Source organism: Haloplanus sp. HW8-1 (assembly GCF_023703795.1).
Taxonomy (GTDB): Archaea; Halobacteriota; Halobacteria; order Halobacteriales; family Haloferacaceae; genus Haloplanus; species Haloplanus pelagicus.
On record NZ_CP098518.1, the window covers coordinates 3,233,431 to 3,255,169 of the forward strand.

At 68.6% G+C, this 21,739-nt stretch carries 24 protein-coding genes and 1 tRNA gene; 12 read left to right on the plus strand and 13 right to left on the minus strand.

Features of this window, described 5'->3' with window-relative positions; translation table 11 throughout:
* Positions 1 to 9 precede the first annotated feature (9 nt).
* Complete coding sequence (gene arcS, locus NBT82_RS16905) at positions 10 to 1,767, minus strand: archaeosine synthase subunit alpha (RefSeq protein ID WP_251329266.1); 1,758 nt, start codon at positions 1,765 to 1,767, stop codon at positions 10 to 12.
* Positions 1,768 to 1,793: 26 nt separating this feature from the next.
* Positions 1,794 to 2,051: a hypothetical protein gene (locus NBT82_RS16910; protein WP_251329267.1), complete on the minus strand. Its 258-nt coding sequence runs from the start codon at positions 2,049 to 2,051 to the stop codon at positions 1,794 to 1,796.
* Between the two features lie 94 nt (positions 2,052 to 2,145).
* Here NBT82_RS16910 and NBT82_RS16915 point away from each other — a divergent pair, with 94 nt between their 5' ends.
* Positions 2,146 to 2,625: a pyridoxamine 5'-phosphate oxidase family protein gene (locus NBT82_RS16915; protein WP_251329268.1), complete on the plus strand. Its 480-nt coding sequence runs from the start codon at positions 2,146 to 2,148 to the stop codon at positions 2,623 to 2,625.
* A 402-nt stretch (positions 2,626 to 3,027) separates the two neighbouring features.
* On the opposite strand, the gene tgtA is transcribed toward NBT82_RS16915, so the two are convergent.
* The 3 genes from tgtA to NBT82_RS16930 all read right to left on the minus strand — a co-directional run bounded on the left by tgtA (position 3,028) and on the right by NBT82_RS16930 (position 7,345).
* Positions 3,028 to 4,521, minus strand: coding sequence for a tRNA guanosine(15) transglycosylase TgtA (gene tgtA, locus NBT82_RS16920; protein ID WP_251329269.1), 1,494 nt, complete (start codon positions 4,519 to 4,521; stop codon positions 3,028 to 3,030).
* Positions 4,522 to 4,572: 51 nt separating this feature from the next.
* Positions 4,573 to 5,391: a CPBP family intramembrane glutamic endopeptidase gene (locus NBT82_RS16925; RefSeq protein ID WP_251329270.1), complete on the minus strand. Its 819-nt coding sequence runs from the start codon at positions 5,389 to 5,391 to the stop codon at positions 4,573 to 4,575.
* Between the two features lie 94 nt (positions 5,392 to 5,485).
* Positions 5,486 to 7,345, minus strand: a complete 1,860-nt coding sequence (locus tag NBT82_RS16930; protein ID WP_251329271.1) for a formate/nitrite transporter family protein — start codon at positions 7,343 to 7,345, stop codon at positions 5,486 to 5,488.
* A gap of 103 nt (positions 7,346 to 7,448) precedes the next feature.
* Here NBT82_RS16930 and pepF point away from each other — a divergent pair, with 103 nt between their 5' ends.
* The 3 genes from pepF to NBT82_RS16945 all read left to right on the plus strand — a co-directional run bounded on the left by pepF (position 7,449) and on the right by NBT82_RS16945 (position 11,047).
* Positions 7,449 to 9,239: an oligoendopeptidase F gene (gene pepF, locus NBT82_RS16935; RefSeq protein WP_251329272.1), complete on the plus strand. Its 1,791-nt coding sequence runs from the start codon at positions 7,449 to 7,451 to the stop codon at positions 9,237 to 9,239.
* A gap of 94 nt (positions 9,240 to 9,333) precedes the next feature.
* A complete protein-coding gene (gene pan2 / locus NBT82_RS16940; RefSeq protein WP_251329273.1) occupies positions 9,334 to 10,563 on the plus strand; it encodes a proteasome-activating nucleotidase Pan2 in 1,230 nt (409 codons plus the stop codon).
* Positions 10,564 to 10,663: 100 nt separating this feature from the next.
* On the plus strand, positions 10,664 to 11,047 hold the full coding sequence (locus NBT82_RS16945) for a DUF5811 family protein (RefSeq protein ID WP_251329274.1): 384 nt from the start codon (positions 10,664 to 10,666) through the stop codon (positions 11,045 to 11,047).
* On the opposite strand, the gene NBT82_RS16950 is transcribed toward NBT82_RS16945, so the two are convergent.
* Entirely contained in the window at positions 11,028 to 11,267 is a 240-nt protein-coding gene (locus NBT82_RS16950) for a DUF8015 family protein (RefSeq protein WP_251329275.1), read from the minus strand. The two genes, NBT82_RS16945 and NBT82_RS16950, sit on opposite strands and share 20 nt — an antisense overlap.
* 293 nt (positions 11,268 to 11,560) lie before the next feature.
* Between NBT82_RS16950 and NBT82_RS16955 the strand changes: the two genes are divergently transcribed.
* Positions 11,561 to 12,334, plus strand: coding sequence for a GIY-YIG domain-containing protein (locus NBT82_RS16955; RefSeq protein ID WP_251329276.1), 774 nt, complete (start codon positions 11,561 to 11,563; stop codon positions 12,332 to 12,334).
* Positions 12,335 to 12,389: 55 nt separating this feature from the next.
* On the opposite strand, the gene infB is transcribed toward NBT82_RS16955, so the two are convergent.
* A complete protein-coding gene (gene infB / locus NBT82_RS16960) occupies positions 12,390 to 14,192 on the minus strand; it encodes a translation initiation factor IF-2 (RefSeq protein ID WP_251329277.1) in 1,803 nt (600 codons plus the stop codon).
* 144 nt (positions 14,193 to 14,336) lie between these two features.
* Here infB and NBT82_RS16965 point away from each other — a divergent pair, with 144 nt between their 5' ends.
* On the plus strand, positions 14,337 to 14,582 hold the full coding sequence (locus tag NBT82_RS16965; RefSeq protein WP_251329278.1) for a PRC-barrel domain-containing protein: 246 nt from the start codon (positions 14,337 to 14,339) through the stop codon (positions 14,580 to 14,582).
* Positions 14,583 to 15,041, plus strand: a complete 459-nt coding sequence (locus NBT82_RS16970; protein ID WP_251329279.1) for an NOB1 family endonuclease — start codon at positions 14,583 to 14,585, stop codon at positions 15,039 to 15,041. It abuts the gene before it with no gap.
* Positions 15,042 to 15,125: 84 nt separating this feature from the next.
* Here NBT82_RS16970 and NBT82_RS16975 read toward each other — a convergent pair whose 3' ends face one another.
* On the minus strand, positions 15,126 to 16,112 hold the full coding sequence (locus NBT82_RS16975) for an LLM class flavin-dependent oxidoreductase (protein ID WP_251329280.1): 987 nt from the start codon (positions 16,110 to 16,112) through the stop codon (positions 15,126 to 15,128).
* 78 nt (positions 16,113 to 16,190) lie between these two features.
* On the opposite strand from NBT82_RS16975, the gene NBT82_RS16980 reads away from it, so the two are divergent.
* Together NBT82_RS16980 and NBT82_RS16985 are read left to right on the plus strand one after the other, a co-directional pair.
* Positions 16,191 to 17,939, plus strand: coding sequence for a Rieske (2Fe-2S) protein (locus NBT82_RS16980; protein ID WP_251329281.1), 1,749 nt, complete (start codon positions 16,191 to 16,193; stop codon positions 17,937 to 17,939).
* A 51-nt stretch (positions 17,940 to 17,990) separates the two neighbouring features.
* Positions 17,991 to 18,515 (plus strand): OsmC family protein, encoded by a 525-nt coding sequence (locus tag NBT82_RS16985; protein WP_251329282.1) that lies wholly within the window; start codon positions 17,991 to 17,993, stop codon positions 18,513 to 18,515.
* Here the strand turns inward: NBT82_RS16985 and NBT82_RS16990 are convergent.
* Positions 18,497 to 18,582: transfer RNA gene (locus NBT82_RS16990), tRNA-Ser, on the minus strand. The genes NBT82_RS16985 and NBT82_RS16990 overlap by 19 nt on opposite strands.
* Before the next feature lie 97 nt (positions 18,583 to 18,679).
* Here NBT82_RS16990 and NBT82_RS16995 point away from each other — a divergent pair.
* A complete protein-coding gene (locus NBT82_RS16995) occupies positions 18,680 to 19,123 on the plus strand; it encodes a CopD family protein (RefSeq protein ID WP_251329283.1) in 444 nt (147 codons plus the stop codon).
* A gap of 604 nt (positions 19,124 to 19,727) precedes the next feature.
* On the opposite strand, the gene NBT82_RS17000 is transcribed toward NBT82_RS16995, so the two are convergent.
* Entirely contained in the window at positions 19,728 to 20,018 is a 291-nt protein-coding gene (locus NBT82_RS17000; RefSeq protein ID WP_251329284.1) for a hypothetical protein, read from the minus strand.
* Between the two features lie 97 nt (positions 20,019 to 20,115).
* Between NBT82_RS17000 and NBT82_RS17005 the strand changes: the two genes are divergently transcribed.
* Entirely contained in the window at positions 20,116 to 20,283 is a 168-nt protein-coding gene (locus tag NBT82_RS17005) for a hypothetical protein (RefSeq protein ID WP_251329285.1), read from the plus strand.
* A gap of 220 nt (positions 20,284 to 20,503) precedes the next feature.
* The gene (locus NBT82_RS17010) at positions 20,504 to 20,947 is read left to right on the plus strand and encodes a molybdopterin-dependent oxidoreductase (RefSeq protein WP_251329286.1); all 444 of its coding nucleotides are present in this window, start codon (positions 20,504 to 20,506) and stop codon (positions 20,945 to 20,947) included.
* Here NBT82_RS17010 and NBT82_RS17015 read toward each other — a convergent pair.
* Genes NBT82_RS17015 through NBT82_RS17025 form a run of 3 tightly spaced genes read right to left on the minus strand, consistent with a single transcriptional unit; the run spans position 20,944 to position 21,736 of the window.
* A complete protein-coding gene (locus tag NBT82_RS17015; RefSeq protein ID WP_251329287.1) occupies positions 20,944 to 21,132 on the minus strand; it encodes a DUF7987 family protein in 189 nt (62 codons plus the stop codon). The two genes, NBT82_RS17010 and NBT82_RS17015, sit on opposite strands and share 4 nt — an antisense overlap.
* Positions 21,133 to 21,162: 30 nt before the next feature.
* A complete protein-coding gene (locus tag NBT82_RS17020) occupies positions 21,163 to 21,462 on the minus strand; it encodes a DUF8036 family membrane protein (protein ID WP_251329288.1) in 300 nt (99 codons plus the stop codon).
* A 1-nt stretch (position 21,463) separates the two neighbouring features.
* Entirely contained in the window at positions 21,464 to 21,736 is a 273-nt protein-coding gene (locus NBT82_RS17025; RefSeq protein WP_251329289.1) for an ArsR/SmtB family transcription factor, read from the minus strand.
* Positions 21,737 to 21,739: the final 3 nt, after the last annotated feature.

Below are 21,739 nucleotides of genomic sequence, written 5' to 3' on the forward strand. Positions count from 1 at the left end.
GAGGCGGTGTTAAGGGTTGTCCTCGCCCTCGACGTGACGCATCTCGACGGCGACGCCGCGCGTGCTCTCGCGCATCTCGGCGCCGTGCATCGCCGCGCGGCCGACGCCGAAGGCCGCCGGCCCCTCGACCACCACTTCGTCGCCGACGCGGACCGCGTCGTCGGCGTCGACGACGCCCGGCGCGAGGACGCTCCCGTGTGGCACGAAGCCGTCGATTTCGACCCGCTTGGTCGGCGCCGCGCTCTCGGCCCAGTGGCGGGCGCCGGCGAGGGTAAAGGCGAGGACGCCGTACTGGGGCACCTGCGCCGCGAGTTGCGTGTCGTCGCCGTCGCGCACCTGCAGTTTGGGGTGGCGGCTCGTCGTCCGCAGATCCGGAAAGAGGTCGTCGCCCGCGTCCGACCCGAACTGGTAGTCGGCGATGGCCCGGACCGTGTTGTGCTGGCGCTCCCGCTTCGAGTATCTGAGTTCGCCCGCCAGCGCGTCCGAGAGGTTCGACAGCGACGCCGACGTGGTGGGGTGGTCTTCGACGGTGAACTCGAAGGGGACGTCGACGCGGTCGGCCACCCGCTCACAGATGTCGCGGTAGCCCTCGCCGGGGACGTGGGCGACCACCCGCGGGTAGTCGTTCCGGTCGAGGTACCGCTCCAGTACGCGGGCGACGAAGTCCTTCTCGCCCTCGGTCCAGTCGCCGGTGACCACCGCGTCGTAATGCTGGGCGGGGTACGTACACTCCAGTTCCTGGGGCACCACGCCGATGGGCGAGGTCATCGAGACGACGTGCCCGCGGTAGTCGATGGCGCGGTGGAACTGGGCGTGGCTCTGGGAGTCGCTGTAGGGCTTTCGCGCCGAACAGGGCAGGAGGACCAGCGGGTTCCCGAAGCGGTTGCGGTAGCGGGTCGTCACTCGGTCGGCGAAGCGCTGGATCTCCACCCGGTTCAGGGTGTCCTCGCTCGCCGCACTGAGTTCCGTATCGCGGATCACCGGCGTGCGCTCCTCCAGGTAGCGGTACTCGTGGTCGAACCCGCGGAACGCGGCCGTCAGCCAGTTCTCGTGGCGGGCCTGCCCTTCGAGGTAGTCACGAAGACGCCCACGGCGGATCCGGGTGCGGACGGTTCGGAGTTCGGCCTCCAGGGCCGCGACGTTGTGGGCGACACAGTCCTCGCGGGTGAACTCAGCGAGGGGCGGATCCGAGGGGAAGGCCCCGGGAAGTTCGTCCAGTTCGTCGAGGTGGTACGCGCCCTCGGTCGTGAGATACACGCCCTGTCGGCCCTTCACGCGGGCGAGTTTGGCGTCCACGAGGTCGGCGCCTGCGGCGACGAGGGAGGCGACGTTGCGCGGCGTGGCGACGCCGGCGAGGTAGAGTGCGGTGTCGGCGGGGACGGCCTCGCGGACGGCGATCAGTTCGTCGCGGAAGGTGGCGCCGTGGCCGACGACCCCCGGCGCGTTCGAGAGGACGTAGGCGTCACAGCCGTAGTCGGCGGCCGTCTCGGCGGTGACGACGCCGGCGCTCGGGAAGTCCACGTCGGGGTAGTCGACCGCGAAGGACTCCTGTACGGTCGGGTCGGTCCCTGCCGGAAACGAACGGTGGGGGAGCACCGTGAGGTCGGCCTCGCTCCCGTCGGGGTGGTCCCGGTCGCTCCCCCAGAGGCTCCCGGCGTCGACGACGACGTCGTCGGCGACCGCCGGGGTCGTCACGGGGTCGCGAAGGCGGAGTTCGCCCAGGCGGGCGCCCCCGTCCCGGGCGTGGACCTCGAAGTACTCGGTCATGAGGTGTCGTGGAGGGGGGCGCGGAACTACGTTTCGTTCCCGGACTCCCGCCGCCCCGATCCGACTTCGTCGCGGACGACGTAGTAGAGGATCCAGACGACGAGGCTGCCGAAGAACGCGCCGAGGGCCCAGGCGAGCGCGTGCCGACTGTTCCGACCCGTCGCGTCTCGATAGACCAGATAGGAGACGGCGAGCGGAACGACGACGGAGAACGCCATCACGGACAGGAGGATCAGGATCTCGATGCCACCGGGGACGCTGAACTGCAGTGCGGGGACCGGCATGGTCGCGAATCGAACGACTGGCGACAAAAGTGTTCCTCGGACAACGCATCGCGACCACCCACGCCCTTTAGCCGACCGCGTCCCAACGCGGGGCATGACCGAGTACACCGGCGAGTGGGACCGGGCGGCGGTCGCGGCGTTTCTGGCCGACGTGCGGGTTCCCATCCGGGTGGCGTGTCGGACGCCCGGCGGCAGCCTCTGGATGCTCTCGCTGTGGTACGACTTCGACCCCGACGCGGCGGAGTTCGTCTGTGCGACCGCCGCCGGGGCGGACGTGGTCGAGTACCTGCGTGCCGACGATGGGGTCGCCATCGAAGTGTCGACCAACCACCCACCGTACCGGGGCGTCCGGGGCAACGGGTCGGCGACGATCAGTCCCGACGACGGGACGGCGGTGTTGCGCGGCCTGCTGGAACGATATCTTGACGGCACCGACTCGTCGCTCGCCGAACGCCTCCTCGATCCGGACCGCGACGAGGTGGCGATCCGGATCGACCCCTCGCACATCTACTCGTGGGACTTCAGCGACCGGATGCGCGACGTGAGCGTGGCGTCGGATCCCTCCAGCGGCTAACGCCGTCCCCCCTCGCATCACCGTGAAATCGCCAGCGTGGGGCGTGTCGAGCCACGTGGGGGTCGTATGCGCATCACCCGCTCCGCGGTCGGCACCGGCCGACTGCTCGGGCGTGGCTCCCGGTCCGTCGCGTCGTAGCAGTCGCCCCGGCCGCGCGTAGCCGCTCCGAGGGCCACGACCCCACGGGAGTGCCGGTCACGGACGCGCCGGTCACGGATGCGCCGGTCGGGCGGGACCGTCGACGTTTCCGTATGGCCCACCCCCCTCACCCTCACCCTCACCCTCACCCTCACCGTCCTCCGGGCCGGTACAGGCCGCGAGGGGAACCACTCCAGCGGTCGCGGTAGCTATCACGAAGCGTCGACGGTTCATATGTGAGTGTCGGTAACACACTCCAAAAAATCATTCCTCGTCGCGAGCGGGTCGCGCGCCGAGGCGCTCGACGGTGACCGACGCGGGCAGCAGGGACAGCGCCGTCTCCGCCCAGCCGTCGTGGGCCACCGTCACGTCCGTGTCGGGGTTGGCGTCGACGAGGCGGGCGACCCCGCGGGCGGCGGCCTCGTGGGCGGCCCGGCCGAGACGCTCGGGGCGTTCGGCCGTGAACGGGTACGTCTCCGAGAGCGCCCGAGGGACGGGACCGAAGGGTGGCAGGAGTCGCCACGAGCCGTCGAACCGGTCGCCCGACGGGGCCGAGCCCTCGGTCACGAGCAGCGTCTCGGGGGCGTCGAGCCGGCCGATCCGCTCGTGGTGGCGGATCACCTCCGGTCGGCGGGCGCTCTCGGCCGAGCAGTAAAAGAAGGTTCCCTTGGCGGCGGGGTCGTGGCGCTCCAGTTGGGCGGCGTGATCCAGCAGGGCGCGGTAGCCGTCGAGCATCGCGGGGTGCCCGCGGGCACGCGTCTCGACGAGTTCGAGGAGAGCCCCCTCCCGGACGGCGTCCTTGACGCGCCGCAGTTCGCCGAAGGAGACGTGGAGGTTGTGTTCGGCGAGTAGGCGCTCGCGCTCGTCGTCGGATTCGGCCCGGAGGTCCTCGGGCGATCGCGAGGTACAGATCGGACACTCACAGGGGAAATACGTGAGGTCTTCCAGATGCTTCGTCCCGCGAACGGTGAGATAGCGGTCGTCACGGGCGTAGATGGCGTAGGCGGCGGAGTCGAACAGATCACAGCCCATGGCGACGGCGAGCGCGAACATCATCGGGTGGCCGGCACCGAAGAGGTGGACCGGGCGGTCGGCGCCGAGGCCGCGCTTTGCGGCCGCGACCACGTCGACCACGTCGGCGTACCGGTAGGCGTTCATCAGCGGCACGACCGCCCCGACGGGGAACACGTCGAGTGCCGTGCCGTCGGCGTGGCGGGCGGCGGCCTCCCGGAGGTCGAGGTGGGTCGAGCCCTGTATCGGGGCGTTGACGAGCATCTCCCCGGTGTCGGCGGCCGCGGCGTCGGCGAGCGCCCGCTCGGTGGTTTCGAGGTCCGCCTCGGCCGTCTCGCGGGCGGCGTCGGGCGGCGTCGGCACGTCGACTGGCGTCGCCACATCCGAGCCGATTGCGTGTTGAAATTCCAGGATCTCGCGGGTCGTCACGTCGATGTCGCCGTACTCGGCGAGCTGGAAGGAGCCGGAGTCGGTGACGATGGCACCCGAGAAGTCGAGCATGTCGTGGAGACCGACCTCGAGGGCACGCTCGCGGAGGTCGTCGGCCCCGCGGATGATGTAGGCGTTGGTGATGAGGATCTCGGCGCCGAACTCGGCTTCGAGGCGGGCGGGCGACACCGTGCGGATGTTCGGGTTGATGACGGGCAGCAGGGCCGGCGTCTCGACGGTGCGGTCGGCGCGGGGGACGGTCAACTCCCCGATCCGGCCCAAGGCGTCGCCGTGGCGCTGCTCGAAGCACTCGCGCATACCGCCACTGTTCGGGCCGCCGCGGTAAGGGTTCCGCTCCGAAGCGGAGGATTACGCCGGCAGCGCGGCCACGCCGTCGAGGAGGAGCGCCGCCGTCTCGCCGGGTCCCGGCTCCTCGGGGAACGACCCCGACTCCGAGAGCCGAAAGGCCAGATACGCCAGCGAGAACAGCGTCGCGTTGTACGCGCCGTGGACGAGGGCGGGAACGACGAGGTTGTCGGTGAGTTCGTAGACGGCGCCGAAGACCAGTGCGGGGAAAAAGAGCACCGTCACCGTGACGAGTCGGCCGCCGGCGCCGCCGGTCAGCGCGACGAAGTGGACGGCCGCGAAGATGGCGCTGGCGAGGGCGACGCCCGGAACCGGCTCGAACGTCTCGCGGAGGCGCCCCTGTACGATGCCGCGAAAGAGGAGTTCCTCGCCCGGACCGATGAGGAGGAAGGAGGCCGGGATCAGCCACAGCAGGACGCTCGGATCGGCGCTGGCGAACTCGGTGACCTGGTTCTCGCCCGCGGGTGCGCTGGTCGCGCTGATGACGACCGCGCCGGCGATGGCGGCCAGTAACGCCGTCACGTACCCCCCGACAACGAAAAGCAGGTCGCGAACCGAGGGGATCCGGACACCGAGATCCGGGAGTGACCAGCCACGGACGAGGAGGTAGCCGACGGCGACGCCGCCGAAGGCGATCCCCTGTATCGACACGAGCGACGCGACGAGGAGGACGAGGGGGGATGGCTCCACCCCGAGGCCCACCAAGAGGAGAGAGAGAGCGAGTACGAGGCCGACGCCGACGCCGAGGCCGGTTCCGGACACCAACAGGACGACGACGACCGCCCGCAGGCGGGCGACCGTCCGATCGTCGAGCGAGGGCATACCCACCCGTGGGAGTGGGAGCCTCGAAAAGCTTCCCACCGGTCCCCGTCCGGGTTCGGGGACGTCGCGTGGGGACCCCGCCCACGCTCGGCGGTCACTCGTCGCCGGTGTCGGCGTCGGCGGGCGCCTCCACGCGGTTCCGGAACGCCCGTGCGGGGTGGCGTGCGCGGGACGGGGCGCCGAACAACCGCTCGCGGATCGACCGCTCGGAGGGGCGCTCGGCCAGCAACACCGAGCAGTCCACGTCGTGGATCACGTCGAGGTGCAACGAGTTCTGGACCAGTCGGGAGAGCAGCCCCTGTTCGGTCGCGCCCATCATGAGCATCGTGCTGTCGGCGGCCGCGCGGGCGATGGCCGCCTCGACGTCGCCGGAGTCGACGGTGATCGCCGCCCCCTCAAGATCGTGTTCGGCGGCCCAGTTCCGGAGGAACGCCTCGCCGGCGCGCTCGTCGGTCTCGTCGGCGACGACGTGGAGCAACTCGACCTCCGCGTTCGTGACCTCCCGGAGCGCCCGGGCGACCGCCGCGTTCAGGTCGGAGTCGGGGCCGCCCGCGGTCGGGAGCAGGATCCGCGAGGGATCGAGTCCGCGGTCGTTGGCGATCAGGAAATCACAGGGCAGCCGGTTGGTCAGTTCGTCCAGTGGTCGCTCGGCGCGGGCCGAACTCCACAGCCCCTCCCGGTCCCAGTCCATCACCACCAGATCGGGACTGGTCCGGCGGGCCAGCGTGAACATCTCCTCGAACGAGCGCGGCGTGACCACCGTCGAGGTTTCGAGGGTGACGTCGTGGTTGCGGCCGATCCGGCGGGCGTCCTCGAGGAGTCGCTCGGACTCGCGCCCGATCCGGTCCTGCGGGGCCTCCTCGGCGTCCGTGGACCACCGTCGGGGCGCCTGGACGACGTGGACGACGTGGACCGTCCCCTTCTCGCGGCTGCTGGCCAGTTGGCAGGCCAGCCGCACCACCCCGGCCTCAGTCCGGGGGTTGGCGATGGGGACGAGGATCCGGTAGGTCTCCGGATCGCGGACGATCTCCTCGACGGTATCGAGGACGGGGACGTACGAGCGGCCGGCCAGCGACCCCGCCAGCCACTCCCGGAGCGAGAGTCGGCGAACGTTCCGGAAGCGGTCGATCTCCAGTCGCCGGTCGGAGGTCTGGTAGTAGTTGACCACCGTCACCAGCACCACGCCGCCGAGGGTGTTGCCCAGCAACACCGGCAGCACGAACCCGGTCAGCGCGGGCAGCGGATCGGTGCCGGTGACCAGCGCCAGGTAGACCACCTCGGTGAACGACACCACGACGTGAAACAGGTTGCCCATGGGGATGGCGAGGAAGGCCAGATAGACGACGAGTAGCCGCGAGACGGTGTCCCGGGCGGCGAAGTTGATCCAGACCACGCCAGCGACGATCAGTCCGGCGAAGGCGGCCTTGACGAACAGGTCGGTGGCGGGGGTGGCGATGCCCTTCTCGGCGAAGCCGAGCGCCACGTCCGCGGTGGCGGCGTCGAACACTCCGCCGTAGGCCAACGCCACCGCCCCCAGTCCGCCGCCCACGAAGTTGCCCGCGAGTACGATTAGCCAGTGACGACACAGCGTGGGGATCGAGACCAGTTGCTCCAGGGTGAGCGCCACCGGCGGCAGCGTGTTCTCGGTGTACAGTTGGTAGCCACCGATGATGATGTAGACGAATCCCAGCGGGTACAGCAGGACGCCGACGAACTTGGTCTCGGCTGTCGCCGTCACCGAGGCGTACAGCAGGAAGGTGACGGTGATCGCAAATCCGGCAGCCAGCGCACTGAAAAACAACTCCCGGAGTCCGGAGGTGACCTCGTGGTCGGCGTCGGCGACCACCCGCTGGTACACCTCGTCGGTGGAGAGTTGGTCGGCGAGTACGTCGTCGTGCCCATCGTCGCCGCCAGAGTCGGTGGCTGACGTGGGGTCGGAGGTCGGACCGGCCATCTCCGTACGTACCGTCTCCCCGAGGGAACGGTAAGTAGCTTTGTGGACGGCGACCGGCACCGAGTACGAACCCTTACGGCGCCCCCATCCCAACGGCCCGTCGATGAGTTCGGTTCCCGAACGCAGCGAGATCGACCCCGAGGACAAGTGGGATCTGGAGAGCATCTTCGCCACCGACGAGGACTGGGAGGCGGCGTTCGCGGACGTCCGCGACCGGATCGACGACCTCGCGGCCTACGAGGGCCGCGTCACGGAGAGCGCCGAGACGCTCGCCGAACTCCTCGAACTGCGCGAGGACCTGCTCCGGGACGTCTCGAAAGTGTCGACCTACGCCAATCTGCGGAGCAGCGAGGACACCCGCGAGAGCGAGTATCAGGCCATGTCGGCGCGGGCGGAGTCGCTCGCGGCCGACGCCCGGAGCGCCACGAGCTTCCTCGAGCCCGAACTGCAGGAACTGGACGAGGCCGAGATCGCGGCGTTCGTCGAGGCCGAACCGGCCCTCGCCGAGTACGACCACTACTTCGACGACGTGCTCCGGGGGAAGCCACACACCCGATCGACGGAGGTGGAGGAACTGCTCGCGGATCTCTCGGACGTGACCGACGCGGCGAGCGAGGTGTACTCCATGCTCTCGAACGCGGACATGGAGTTCCCGACGGTCGAGGATCCGGCGGGCGAGGCGGTGGAGATCTCGCTCGGCAACTTCACCAAACTCCAGAAGCGGCCGAACCGCGCGTTCCGGCGCGAGGTCCACGAGGCCTTCTACGACCGCTGGGCGGACGTGCGTAACGGCGTCGGGACGGCGCTGAAAAAGAGCGTGACGAAGGACGTGAAAATCGCCCGCGCCCGCCACTACGACACCGCCCGCGAGGCGGCCCTCGACGGTCCGAACGTCCCCGTCGAGGTGTACGACACCTTGGTCGGGACGGTGCGGGACAACCTCGACTACCTGCACCGCCACGCCGACCTGAAGGCCGAGGCGCTGGACGTCGAGGAGCTACGGATGTGGGATCTCTACGCCCCGATGGCCGCGGGCGATCCGCCGGCAATCCCCTACGACCGGGCGGTGGAGTACGTCGTCGACGCCGTGGAACCGCTGGGTGGAGCGTACCAAGAGCGGATGGCCGAGGGGCTTGATTCCCGGTGGGTGGACGTCTACGAGAACCGGGGCAAGCGCTCCGGCGCGTTCTCGGCGGGCACCTACGACACCCAGCCGTTCATCCTGATGAACTACCAGGACGACGTGGCCTCGATGTTCACGCTGGCCCACGAACTCGGCCACTCGATGCATTCGGAGTTGACCAACGAGACCCAGCCCTGGCAGTACAGCAGCTACGACATCTTCGTCGCCGAGGTGGCCAGTACGGTCAACGAGACGCTGCTGACCCACCACCTGCTGGACACCGTCGAGGACGAGCATCTGCGACGGCACGTCCTCGACGAGTATCTCGAACGCTTCCGGTCGACGCTGTATCGCCAGACCATGTTCGCGGAGTTCGAACTCCGCATCCACGAGGTGATCGAGGACGGCGGGGCGCTCACGCCCGACCGCTTCGACGAACTCTACCGCGGGCTGAAGGCGGACTTCTACGAGCCGGCGGTCGTCGACGACCGCATCGCCCGCGAGTGGATGCGAATCCCTCACTTCTACTACGGCTACTACGTCTACCAGTACAGCACGGGGATCAGCGCGGCGACGGCCATCGTCGAGCGCATCCGCGAGGAGGGGGCGTCGGCGGCCGAAGACTACCGCGAGGCCCTGCGTCTGGGGGGCAGCGCCTACCCGCTCGACGTACTGGAGACGGCGGGCGTGGACATGCGGACGGCCGCGCCGATCGAGGACGCCCTCGACGTGTACGGCACTTACCTCGACGAGATGGCGACGCTGCTCTGAGCGGACCGGACCGGAGCACGTCGGCGTCGACGGGACGGAAACGACGCCGCGACCCAAAGGCACATTTACGCCGGCTACTTAGCGAACACAACCAATGTCACGGAGTCCGTCGCTTCCGGATCGGCCGCGCCTCGATCTCGATCCGGAAATGTCAGACGCGGAGCGCCTCGACGCCATCCGCAAGCATTACGAACGCATGGTCCGCGTCAACGAAGAACTCTCGGAACGTCTCGACGAGACCGACGACCGTCGCGAGGAACTCATGGAGGAGGTCGACCACCTCAAGCGGCGCAACGAGGTGCTGAAGACCTCGTCGCTGTACGTCGCCACCGTCGAGGAAGTGGCTGACGAGGGGACGATCATCAAACAGCACGGCAACAACCAGGAGGTCCTGACGGAGCCGTCGCCGCGCATCCGCAAGGAACTCTCGGCGGGCGACCGCGTGGCCGTCAACGACTCCTTCAGCGTCCAGACCGTCCTCGACGACGAGACGGACTCCCGCGCCCAGGCGATGGAAGTCGAGGAGTCGCCGACGGTCACCTACGACGACATCGGCGGCATCGACGATCAGGTCCGTGAGGTCCGCGAGGCCGTCGAGGATCCGCTCTTGACGCCGGAACTGTTCGAGGAGGTCGGCGTCGACCCACCCTCGGGCGTCCTGCTCCACGGGCCGCCGGGCACCGGGAAGACGATGCTGGCGAAGGCCGTCGCCAACGAGACGGACGCCACCTTCATCAAGATGGCCGGCTCGGAACTGGTCCGGAAGTTCATCGGCGAGGGATCGCGGCTGGTCCGCGATCTGTTCGAACTCGCCGCCGAGCGCCAGCCCGCGGTCATCTTCATCGACGAGATCGACGCCGTCGCCGCCAAGCGGACGGACTCGAAGACCTCCGGCGACGCCGAGGTCCAGCGGACGATGATGCAGTTGCTCTCGGAGATGGACGGCTTCGACGATCGGGGCGAGATCCGCATCATGGCCGCGACCAACCGCTTCGACATGCTGGACGAGGCCATTCTCCGGCCGGGGCGGTTCGACCGCCTCATCGAGGTGCCGAAACCGGGCGTGGAGGGGCGGGCACAGATCCTCCGCATCCACACCCGCGATATGAACATCGCCGACGGCGTCGACTTCGAGGCACTGGCCGACGACCTGGACGACTACAGCGGCGCCGACATCGCCTCGCTGGCCACGGAGGCGGGGATGTTCGCCATCCGCGACGACCGCACCGAGGTCAGGATGAGCGACTTCCTCGACGCCAAGGCGAAAATCGAGGACACCGACGACTCCGGGCCCGTGATGGCCTTCACCGACTACCAGTACTGAATGCGGTGACGGACGGGTCGCGTCACGGATCTCCGTGTGGGAACCGATCGCACGCTCCGACGGCTTTTTATTTGGGCTTCGCGTATCTGGACCGACTCGGATGAATGGAAACACGCCGTACGGAGGCGCACCCGGAGTAGTCGACGCGGGACAGCTGTCGACGGACGTCGAACTCACGACGGACCAACGGCAGTCCCTCCAGCGGGCCGTGGCTGGAATCGTCTCACAGACCCGATCCTATCTGCCCGACAGCTACACTGTCGGATCGGAACTGTCCTACGGATCGAGCGGGCCGACGGCGACCGTGGCCGTCCGGCCCCCGGCCGGCCACCCGGTCAGCGCGGGATTCGCACCCGACCTCGACGACCTCGAAGCGGGGATCGGCGCGGACGAACGTGACGAAGTCGCGCGCGGGTTGGCCGCCAGCGCGGCGCTGCAGGTGATGGACGCCGTCGGCGACGGAATCACGCCGACCGCCCGGTGAGGTCGGGTCGCGTCGGAGCGGCGACGGTGATCGCGTAGCCGAACACCATCGCCGACAGGAGGCTGCCGGCGCCGACACCCAGTTCCAACGGCACGGACGTCAGTACCGACGCGAACGCACCCAGGAGCAACGGCAACGGAAGCAGTACCAACAACAGGTCGTACCGTGTCGGCGCGGTCGTCACGGCGGTACTGTCGCTCGGGGTCGTTCGAACACTCATCGGCACTCACCTCGCTATAACGTTACGCGTTTCTCCACTAAAACGTTTTCCCGAGTGTATCGAACCCGTCGAACGAAGGCTCAGGTAACTGCCGGAGAACGCATTCGAAACCTCCGAGAATATTTTTGAAACTTCTGAAAATAATATGAGACCGCGAAGTGGCGTCGATACCGGCGGACGGGACCGCGGACGTTCGGCCGCGACGTTCCGGCCGGAACTGGCCGCACGGTACCGGTCGGCGCGAACGGGACCGGACCCTCCGTCCTCGGTGACCGGGCGGACCCACAGCAACTATGTTCGAGGGCGCGGACGACACCACGGAGTCACGCATGTCTGCCACGGCTCGTCGGCGCGACCTCGACAGGTTCTACGATCTCCTTCACGACCTCGAACGGCGAGTTGGCGGTCCGCGAAAGTTGAAACACTGCACCGGATACATGCAGTGGCCCGACCGCGGCGTCTACGTCTTCCTCGAACCGGGCGAGACGCGAAGCGCGACCGGCCGACCACGCGTTACCCGCGTCGGCACCCACGCGGTATCGGCAGGGAGCAGTACCTCGCTCTGGGACAGGCTCAAGCAACACTACGGGACGGGAAGCGGCAGTAGCGATCACCCCCATGGTGGGAACCACCGCGGTTCGGTGTATCGGAAGCGGGTCGGTGAGGCGATCATCGAGAAACACGACCTCCACGACGACTATCCCGACTGGGACGAACGATGGTCGAGCATCGACCGAGACCGCGCCGAGGTTCGCGACGAGGAATACATTCTGGAACGGCGCGTGAGCGCCTACATCCGCGAGCAGCCGTTTCTGTGGGTCGACGTCGACGACGAACCAGGTGCAGACAGTGACCGAGCATACATCGAGCAAAACGCCATCGCCCTGCTGAGCAACTTCGAGGACCGGACGATCGATCCCCGTTCGGACGGATGGCTCGGGACGTACAGCCGGAGCCGAGAGATTCGAGCATCGGGCCTCTGGAACGTGAACCACGTCGCGGAGGCGTACGACCCTGACTTTCTGGATCTGCTGGAAGCCGCTCTCGACGACACGACGTCGCCGTGAGGCGACCCTGGTTGAGCGGTATCGGTCCCCCGGTGGCGTGCACACGCCCGAGCGGCTACTTGCCCCAGAACGGGTCCCGTCGTCGATGGTTGTCGAGAAATCCCTGCAGCGCTTCGAGTTCGTCGGCGGGGATCTCGTCGGTGAGTTCCTGTTCCAAGATCTTCGCGTGTTTCTCGGGCAGGTCGACCCAGAGTTCGTCGCCCTCGTCGATCTGTCGGCCGACCGTCGGGCCGTCGATGGCGACGCTGACGCGTTCGCCGGCCCGGGCCTCGGAGACGTCGTCGCCGCTCTTCTGGATGCCGCTGAGTTGGCCCAGTCGCTCGAACTCGTTGCCGTCGAACCGCCCCACGTGGGTGTTGTTCTTCAGGGTGCCCGAGAGCACCTCGACGCCGACGACGGCCGGGTCGTTCTGTCGGAAGACGTGATCGGGGAGGAGTTGGAAGCGTGCCGGGCGGACGATCTTGTCCAGTACCGTCTCCTGTTGGGCGCGCTGACGCTCCTCGACGAACGCCTCGTAGTCCTCGACGAGCTGATATATTACGTCGTCGCGGAACAGACGCACGTCGCTTTCCTCCAGTTCGTCCTCGGCGTTCGTGAGGACGTCGACGTTGAACCCGAGGATGACCCGATGTTCGGCCTCGGCAGCGGTGCTGGCGACGGCCACGTCGCGGGGGGCCACGTCGCCGACCTCGGCACGGAGGATGGGCACCTCGGCGTCGACCAGAGCGTTGGCCATCGCCTCCAGGCTCCCGAGGGTGTCGGCTTTCACGACGACGCCCTCCTCCTCGGTGTCGACTTGGATCTCGGCGAGTTCGGATTCGACGTCGGCGATCGCCGCCTCGCGGTCGCGGTCGCGGATCACGCGGACGGGCGCACCGGCCATCGCGTCTTCGAGGTCGGGGGCGGCGATCTTCACCCCGGCGGCGGCGGCGACCGACTCGACCCGGTCGAACCGCTTTTCCGTTCGAATCTCCGCGAGCGGCTTGGGCTGGAGGAGCGCCCGTACCTCCGTGACGATCGGCGCCTGCATGCCGCCGACGACCATCTCGTCGCCCTCGCGGATCGTTCCGTCGTACATCACCACGTCGAGGGTGGTGCCGAACCCCTTCTCCTCTTTGACCTCCAGCACCGTGCCGGCTCCCGGCCCCTCCACGTCGATGGCCATCTGATCTTTCATATACCGCTGTGAGAGGCCCATCAGGACGGTCAGGAGGTCGGGGACACCCTCCCCGGTGACGGCGGAGACGGGAACGACGCCGACGTTGCCCTGGAAGTCCTGGACGCGCCAGTAGAGGTCGGCCGAGAAGCCCGCGTCCGAGAGCTGGCCGATGATCTCGTAGAGGTTCTCGTCGAGACGGGAGCGGGCGCGGTCGCTCTGGGCCTCGTAGGTGGCCTGGATCGGCTCGCCCTCCTGTGGGTTCCAGCCGGGCGTGGTGTCGACCTTGTTGGCCGCGACGATGAAGGGCGTGCCGGTCCGCTTGAGGATGTCGATGGCCTCCTCCGTCTGTGGCTGGAAGCCGTCGTTCACGTCGACGACGAGGACGGCGATGTCGGCCAGCGCCCCGCCACGAGAGCGGAGCGTCGAGAAGGAGTGGTGGCCGGGCGTGTCGATGAACAGGAGGCCGGGCAGGTCGAAGTCGTCGGGGTCGACGAGGCTCCCGGCGATCCCGGAGATGGTGTCGAGTGGGACGGCGGTCGCCCCGATGTGCTGGGTGATGGCGCCGGCTTCGCCCTCGCTGACGGCCGAGCCGCGGATCTTATCGAGCAAGCTAGTCTTCCCGTGGTCGACGTGCCCGAGCACGGCGACGATGGGGGTGCGAAGCGCATCCGGTCGGTCGCGTGTGTCCGAATCTGACATAATATCCCCCGGCAGAACGTTCCTTGTTCCCGAAGAGCCGTGGACCGAAGTTAAGTCTTTCAACATGCTGGCGCCGATCGGGGCCGTCGGCCGCCGGGGGACGACCCCGTGGCGTTTAAGGTCGTCCCCGCGAATAGCCCACTCATGTCCGACGTACTCGCCGAAAACCTCTCGGGGAAGTCCGTGATGGGCTCCGACGGGACCGAACTCGGCATGCTGTACAACATCACCATGAACCTGAAGACGGGCGCCCTGAACGACCTCCTCGTCTCCCCGAACGACGAGTTCCCGGTCGGCGACTCCCGCTTCCAGCAGGACGAGCAGGGACGGCTTCACGTCCCGGTCTCGCGCGTGCAGGCCGTGAAAGATTACATCGTCATCGACCGGTAGATGCACGTCCTCGACTCTTCTGCGTTCATTCACGAGTACCACACCTCCGAGCAGATGGCGTCGATTCCGGCCGTCGAGGAGGAACTCGAAGACGAGAGCGCCTACCGCTACGACGCGATGGAGGGCGCGGGGATGCACATCCACATCCCGGCGGACAACACCGTCGAGACCATCGAGCGTGCGGCGACGGAGACGGGCGACGCCGCGGAACTCTCGGCGACCGACGTGCGCCTGATCGCCGCCGCCTTCGAACTCGACGGTACGCTCGTCACCGACGACTACGCGATGCAGAACGTGGCCGAACATCTGGGCGTCGCCGTCGAAGTGATCGCCCGCGAGGGCATCTCCGAACAGCGCGACTGGCGCTTCCAGTGTCAGGGCTGTGGGCGCGAGTTCGACGACCACCGCGACCGCTGTCCCATCTGCGGGAGCGATCTCTCGCGGAAGAACCCGGCGTGATACGGCTTATTGTAAGTCGATACCGGTGGTTCGCCGGACCATCTCGGAGACCCACCGGTAAACAGTTACAATAAGCCGTATGAGTCACCTCCGCTCGTCCGGCGGTGCCAGCGTCGCGACCGTCCGCGTTCGCATCCGCTCGCCGACCCCCTCGGGCACGACCACCATGGGGTGATCGACGACGGCCGTCTCGGCCACCTCGCGGAACCGCTCTCGCGCCCGGGCGGGCGTCCCGGCGACCCCCAGAGCGTCGACCATCTCCGCGGTGACGGCCGCCCGGGCGGCGTCGCGGTCGCCCGAGCGCCACGCCTCGGCGATTCGCTCGCTCTCCGCCGGGAACGCCGACGCGACCGCCCGGCGATACCCCTCGCCGCTGCCGACGTAGTACGCGAGGTGCCGGCGGATGGCGGCGTGGGCCACCTCGGGGTCGTCGTCGACCGCCGCGGGGACGTAGGGAGCGACGGTGATTGCGTCCGGATCGCGCCCGGCCTCGCGGGCCGTCGCCGCGATCGTCTCGAAGGCCTCCGACAGTTCGGGGAACGGAACGTTGTGGGGGAGCCAGCCGTCGGCGACACGGCCGGTCGCCCGCCGGGCGGCGGGACCGAGCGCCGCGGTGTAGACGGGCACGTCGACGTCGAGCGCCGGGAACTCCGAGACCGAGACGGTCTCGCCGTCGTAGTCGACGCGCCCCTCGCCCGCCGTGAAGGCGGCGACGAGTTCCGCCGTCTCGTGGAGGCGACGCACCGGACGGTCGTAGTCGCGGCCGTGCAGGTTCTCGATGGCCGTGGCCGTGCTCGGCCCGATGCCGAGGCGGACGCCCGCCGGCGCGACGTCGGCGACCGACGCCGCGGCGGCCGCGAGCGTCGCAGCCGACCGCGAGAACACGTTGACGACGGCGGTACCGAGATCGATCCGGTCGACGGCGCCGGCGGCGGCGGTCAGCGCGACGAACGCGTCCCGGCCCCAGAGTTCGCCCGCCCAGCAGGCGTCGTACCCCAGTCGCTCACACCGGGCGGCGAACTCGCGGGCGTCGACCACCCCCTCCCGCGGCATCACGGCTCCGCGTGACATACCGACGCTGGGTCCGGGCGTGGCATATATCCTCGGCCCGAGCGGGGGCTTATGCCGACGGGCGTGGTACGGTGACACATGTCGAGATTCGAGCGCATCGGGGCGGTCGACGAGACCCGCGAGGCGTGTCCACAGGTCGTCCGGCTCGGCGGCCGGGCGCTCGGCCTCTTTTACCACGAGGGGTCGTTCTACGCCATCGACAACCGTTGTCCGCACATGGGCTTTCCACTCACGGACGGCTCCGTCGACGACGGGATCCTCACCTGTCCGTGGCACCACGCTCGCTTCGAACTCTCCTGTGGCGACACGTTCGATCCGTTCGCCGACGACGCGCGGACGTACCCCGTCGAGCGGCGCGACGACGGGGTGTACGTCGACGTCGACCCGGAGCGGGAGGCGACGCCCGAAAAGCGGTGGACTGACCGACTCGAACACGGCCTGCAAGAGTCGCTCGCGCTCGTCGTCGACAAGGCCGTCATCGGACTCGGCGACGCGGGCGTGGACGCGACGGTCCCGTTGACCGTCGGCGCCACCTTCGGGACTCAGTACCGACGCCGTGGCTGGGGGAGCGGACTGACGACGCTGAGTGCGATGGCGAACCTGCGTTCCGACCTGCGGCCCGCCGACCGGCGGCGGGCGCTCGCGGTCGGTCTCGGGGCCGTGGCCGACGACTGCGCGGGCGAACCGCCCTTCTTCGTCCAGGACCCGCTTTCGACCGACCGCGTCTCGGCCGATCGCCTGACTGCGTGGTTCCGCGACACGATCGAGGTGCGCGACGCCGACGGCGCCGAACGGGTGTTGCGGGCGGCGATCGCGGCGGCGGCGCGCGACGACACCGACGTCGATCGCTCGACGCTCGCGCGGCTGTTCGTCGCCGCCGGGACCGATCACCGCTATCTCGACTCCGGGCACCGCCTCGATTTCGTCGACAAGGCCTTCGAGTTGCTCGATCACGTCGGCTGGGCCCACGCCGACGCCGTCCTCCCCAGCCTCGTGCCGGCGCTCGCCGACGCGAACCGGGCCGAGGAGCGGTCGTCGTGGCGCCAGCCGATCGACGTGGCGGCGCTGGTCGAGGAGGCCGCGGCCGACCTGCCGGATCTCCTCGCCCGCGGCGCGGGGAAGACGTGGACCGAACCCGCAGAGTTCGTGGATCGGCTCCTCGACGACGACCCCCACGCGATCGTGGGGCAGTTGACCGACGCCGTCGCGGCGGGGGCGACGGCCGAACAACTCGCGAGCGCCGTCGCCGACGCCGCAGCCCGCCGGATCGCACGGTTCGGCACCGCCAACGAGTTCCGCGATTGGAACACGGTCCACCACACCTACACCTACGCCACCGCGGTGTGTGGACTGACCGAACGGACCGACGCGCCCGAACGCTATCGTGCCGTCTTCGACGGTGCCGTGAGCGTCTATCTGGACCGGTTCCTCAACACGCCGCCGATTCCCCTTCCGGACCCGGACGGCGATCGGGACCCCGGGGCCGCCCTCGACGACCTCCTGAAGACGTTTGAGGTCGAAGCCGACGGGACGGTGGATCGTGCCGGGCGCCACGCCGCCGAATACCTCGCGAGCGGCGGCGACGCCGCGCGGTTGAAGCGGGCGCTTGGAAAGGCGCTGTTGCGCGAGGACGCCGGCTTCCACCCCCGGCAGAACGTCGAGGCCGCGTTCGGCCGGTACGACGCGGTCGGGGCCGATCGGGGACGGCTCCACCTCGTCGCCACGGCTCGCTATCTCGCCGCACACACGCCGACGCGCCGCGAGGGCGAACAGACCTTCCGGATCGCCGAACGGCTCAGCCGGGGGGAGGCGATCCACGAGGGCTGACGGCGCGTCACCCCCGGAACCCTTTTTCGGTCCATCCGCGCATGTGAGGGTATGACGGATAGTGACCTCCGCGAGACACAGAAACCGCTGAAAGCGACCTACGAGGAGGACCCCGAGGCCGCGCGGATCACCTTGACTGCGACGGGCGACGAGCGGGCCAACGCGACGAGCTGTCGCGTCGAGGTCGGCGAGGCCGTCTACGAGGCTCAGCTCCACGAGGGCGCCGGCGGCTCCGGCACCGCGGCGTGTTCGGGCGACCTCCTGCTCGGGGCGCTCGCCGCCTGCTCGCAGTTGACCGCGCAGGCGGTGATCGAGAACCTCGGTGCCGACGCCGAGGTGTCCGTGGGGGTCGAGGGGGACCTGGATCTTCGGGGAACGATGGGCGTCGCCGACGTTCCCGTCGGCTTCCAGGACATCCGCCTCGACGTGACGCTATCTGGCGATCTGGACCCCGAGACGGCGGCGTCGATCCGCGACGCGACCGAGCGGTACTGCGTGGTGTACCGCACGCTCGTCGAGTCGCCGGGCGTCGCTACCGAGTGGACCTTCGAGGAGAGCGCCGAGGATGAGATTTGAACTCATGTGTCCTGAACGGACAGTTGCTCTCGAAGCAACCGCCTTGGCCGGGCTAGGCTACCTCGGCTCACCCCAAGGTGGGATGGCGGGCGTTTAATCGGTTTCGATTCGCCGCCGCCGGTCGATCCCGCGGATTCAAGTCGCCGGCGTTCCCAGCGGCGGGCATGGCGACCATCGACACGGCGATAAACGCGATCCACCTGTCGTTTGCCGGACTGTGGGCTGGAAGCGTACTCTTCGTCGCGTGGGGGCTTCTGCCCGCGGCCCGCGACGGGAACCTCGACGCGACGCCGCTCCGGTCGTTGATCGGGCGATTCCGAACGGGGTCGCGCGTCTCGTCGCTGGTGCTTTTCCTGACTGGTGGCCATCTCGCGGGGACGCGATACACCGCCCAGAGCCTGCTCGGATCGACCCGCGGGTACCTCGTCGTCGCGATGGTGCTGCTGTGGCTCGCCATGACCGGTCTGATCGAGGTGGGGTCGGGACGACTCGTCGATGGCCTCGACGAACGGAAGATCCGAGAGCCGGCACGCGCGGCGACGCCGTTTCTCACGGCGGCTGCCGTCGCCGGTGTCGCGTTGCTCCTCATCGGCGGCGTCCTGCTCTGATACGGATTATTGTAACTGTTCACCCGTAGTTCGCCGAGACGATCCGGCGAACCACCGGTACTGACTTACAGTAACCCGTACGAAACGGTCGTTCCTGCCGTGACGGCACGTCTGCTCCCGCCCGCCCCCTACAGCGGGGTTCAAACCCACCCCGAAGCCCGGTAAGGACCGATTACCTAAGTTGTCGGCGTCGGGAGCCGCCCGTGGGGACGTCGTCACACGCTCCCCCCCCTTATGTCACGCTGCCCGAACTGCGGGACGGAGATCCCACGCTGGCGGATCGTCGATCCCGAGAACGGTCGAGAGACGTACGCGGAGTGCCCGGACTGCTGGGAAGTGCATCCGGTGTCGTCGCCGGCGTAGCGACGGGACGACACCGGGGTGGGTTGTCACGACGCACGGGGCGTGGCGATGCCGCCGGCGATCGCGCCGTCAGCCACGCGCCGGTTTCGACGCTCCGTAGACGATTCGCTCGACGATTTCGTCGAGGTCCGGTGGTGTGCGGTCACGTCTCGGTTCGTCGGCTGGCACGTGCGGGACGAGGGTCATTTGCCATCACCCCGCGCGTACGTGACGGTATCCTGATTCAAAAGCGTCCCGCCGATCACCGGTAGGTGCCTCTGAGGAGGTCACCGACGGCGACGATGGCGACGCTCATCGTCGCCGCGGCACCGCCACCGACCGCGACGGCGGTTTTCACGAGCGTGCGGACCGCCGAACACGAGAGTTCGAGACTCTCCGCACCGGAGGCGCCGACGACCATCGTGCCCGCCGGTCCCCCGGCACAGGAGACCAGGAATCCGACCGCCGCGCCGGTGACGAGATACAGGAAGATCGGTGCGAAGATCGTAACCGCGAGGAGGGTGCCGACCCAGCCGAGGACGTCACGGTACATGTCGCGTCCATCTTCACCCGATCACAAATGTGTCGCGGTCGCGGGCCGGCGCACGGAACCGCACCCTTTTTATTTTAGGTACCCCTAAAGACTGGCAATGCCCACTGGCACGCAGTCGGGAGCCGACGACGAGGGGGAGCCGGAACTCCACGAACGGCCGACCGTCTCCGTCTGTGAGAGCTGTCCCGGCCGAACCGTCTTCATCGAATCCGGGAACACCGACGGCTGGATCGCGAGCGATCTGACGGTCGAGCCGACGCTGTGATTGCTCTTCCTCGGCGACTCTCTCCCGTCTCGACCTACGTGTAACGTCCTCCACGAAGTCGTTCGCGCGCCGTCCCAGCGGCTGACAACCGGCGTCCGAGTTTTTACCCCGCAGTGTCACCGTTTCCGTATGCCACGCGACTACGGCCGACACCGGGGCTTAGCCCAGTGCCTCGGTCCGGAGTGGTGGTCGTTCGAGATTCCGGGGGAGGTGGCCGCCGATGGCGGGAAGTGAGCCGGCGGTGGGTGCCGACTGGTCGGTCGCCGTCGACGGCGTCGGCGTCGTCGATCCGACCGGCGCACCCCGCGGGACGGTGAGCGCCTCCTTCCGGTGTGCGAGCGGGGAGCGATGGACCGGCGAGTGGCGGGGCGTCCCGGTCGAGTGGATCCTCGACCGTCTGCAGAGCGACTCCGCGGCGACACACCTCCGGATCCACGGGCCCGCCGACCACGTCGCCTGCGTGGCCCTCGCGGACGCGGTCGGCGGCGTCCTCGCGGAATCGCGACTGGACGGCCCGGCGCGGGCCGGCGGGGATGGGTGGCCGCGGTTCGTCGCCCCGCGGGTCGTCGGCGCGCGGACGGTCAAGCGGGTGCCGCGTCTCGAACCCGTCGCACTCGGGGCCGGTGAGGACGTCGACGCGTACGAAACCCTCGATACGGGCTAGCCTGCCGACCGCCGGCGCCACTCGTTGATCAGCGTCGGAACGAGGACGCCAACGCCAAGTAGCGCCGCGAGTTTCGCGGCGCTACTCGTCGTCACCTGTCGGACGAGGTACCACGAGGTGAGGCCGAGGCACACGAACAGGAGGACGATCCTCGTGTCGGTCGTGAGGAGGGCATCACGGACCATACGGAGAGATGCGAGGCGGGCCACTTAGCCTCACCGCAAGGTCACGTAGGTCAGGAAGGCGAGCGCGACGAACTGCAGGGCGCGCATGGCGAGGACGGCCAGTTGCGCGGTCGAATCGGCGGCATAGAGCATCCCGGAGCTGAAAAAGAAGCCGATGGCGACGACGTTCTCGACCGCGAGGACGAGGGCGAAGGCGACGAGGCCGAGCGTGAGCGGCGTTCCGAACTGGCGGTAGTTGCGCCACCAGACGGTCAGCAAGGCGGCCAGTAGCGCGATGCTCAGCCCCGAGAGGGCGCTCGCGATCGTCAGAGTGGGGGTCATGGGTGCCATGTTAGACGTGTTCCGTGATCGCCTCGAACCGGTCGCGGTGTCGGTCGAATCGGTCGGTGAGGAAGTAGAGCCGGCCGTACTCCTGGTCGCCGCTCTCGATCACGTCGTGGTCTTCGAGCATGTCGAGGTGGTGGCGGACGGAGTTGTAGTCCAGGCCGAGTTCCTCGTGTAGCTGGTTGGCGTTGCGCGGCCGCTCGTCGAGGAGACGGATGATCCGCGCGCGGTTCTTCCCGCCGCGCGTCCCGGCGAGCAGATACCAGAGTGCCTTCTCCATCGG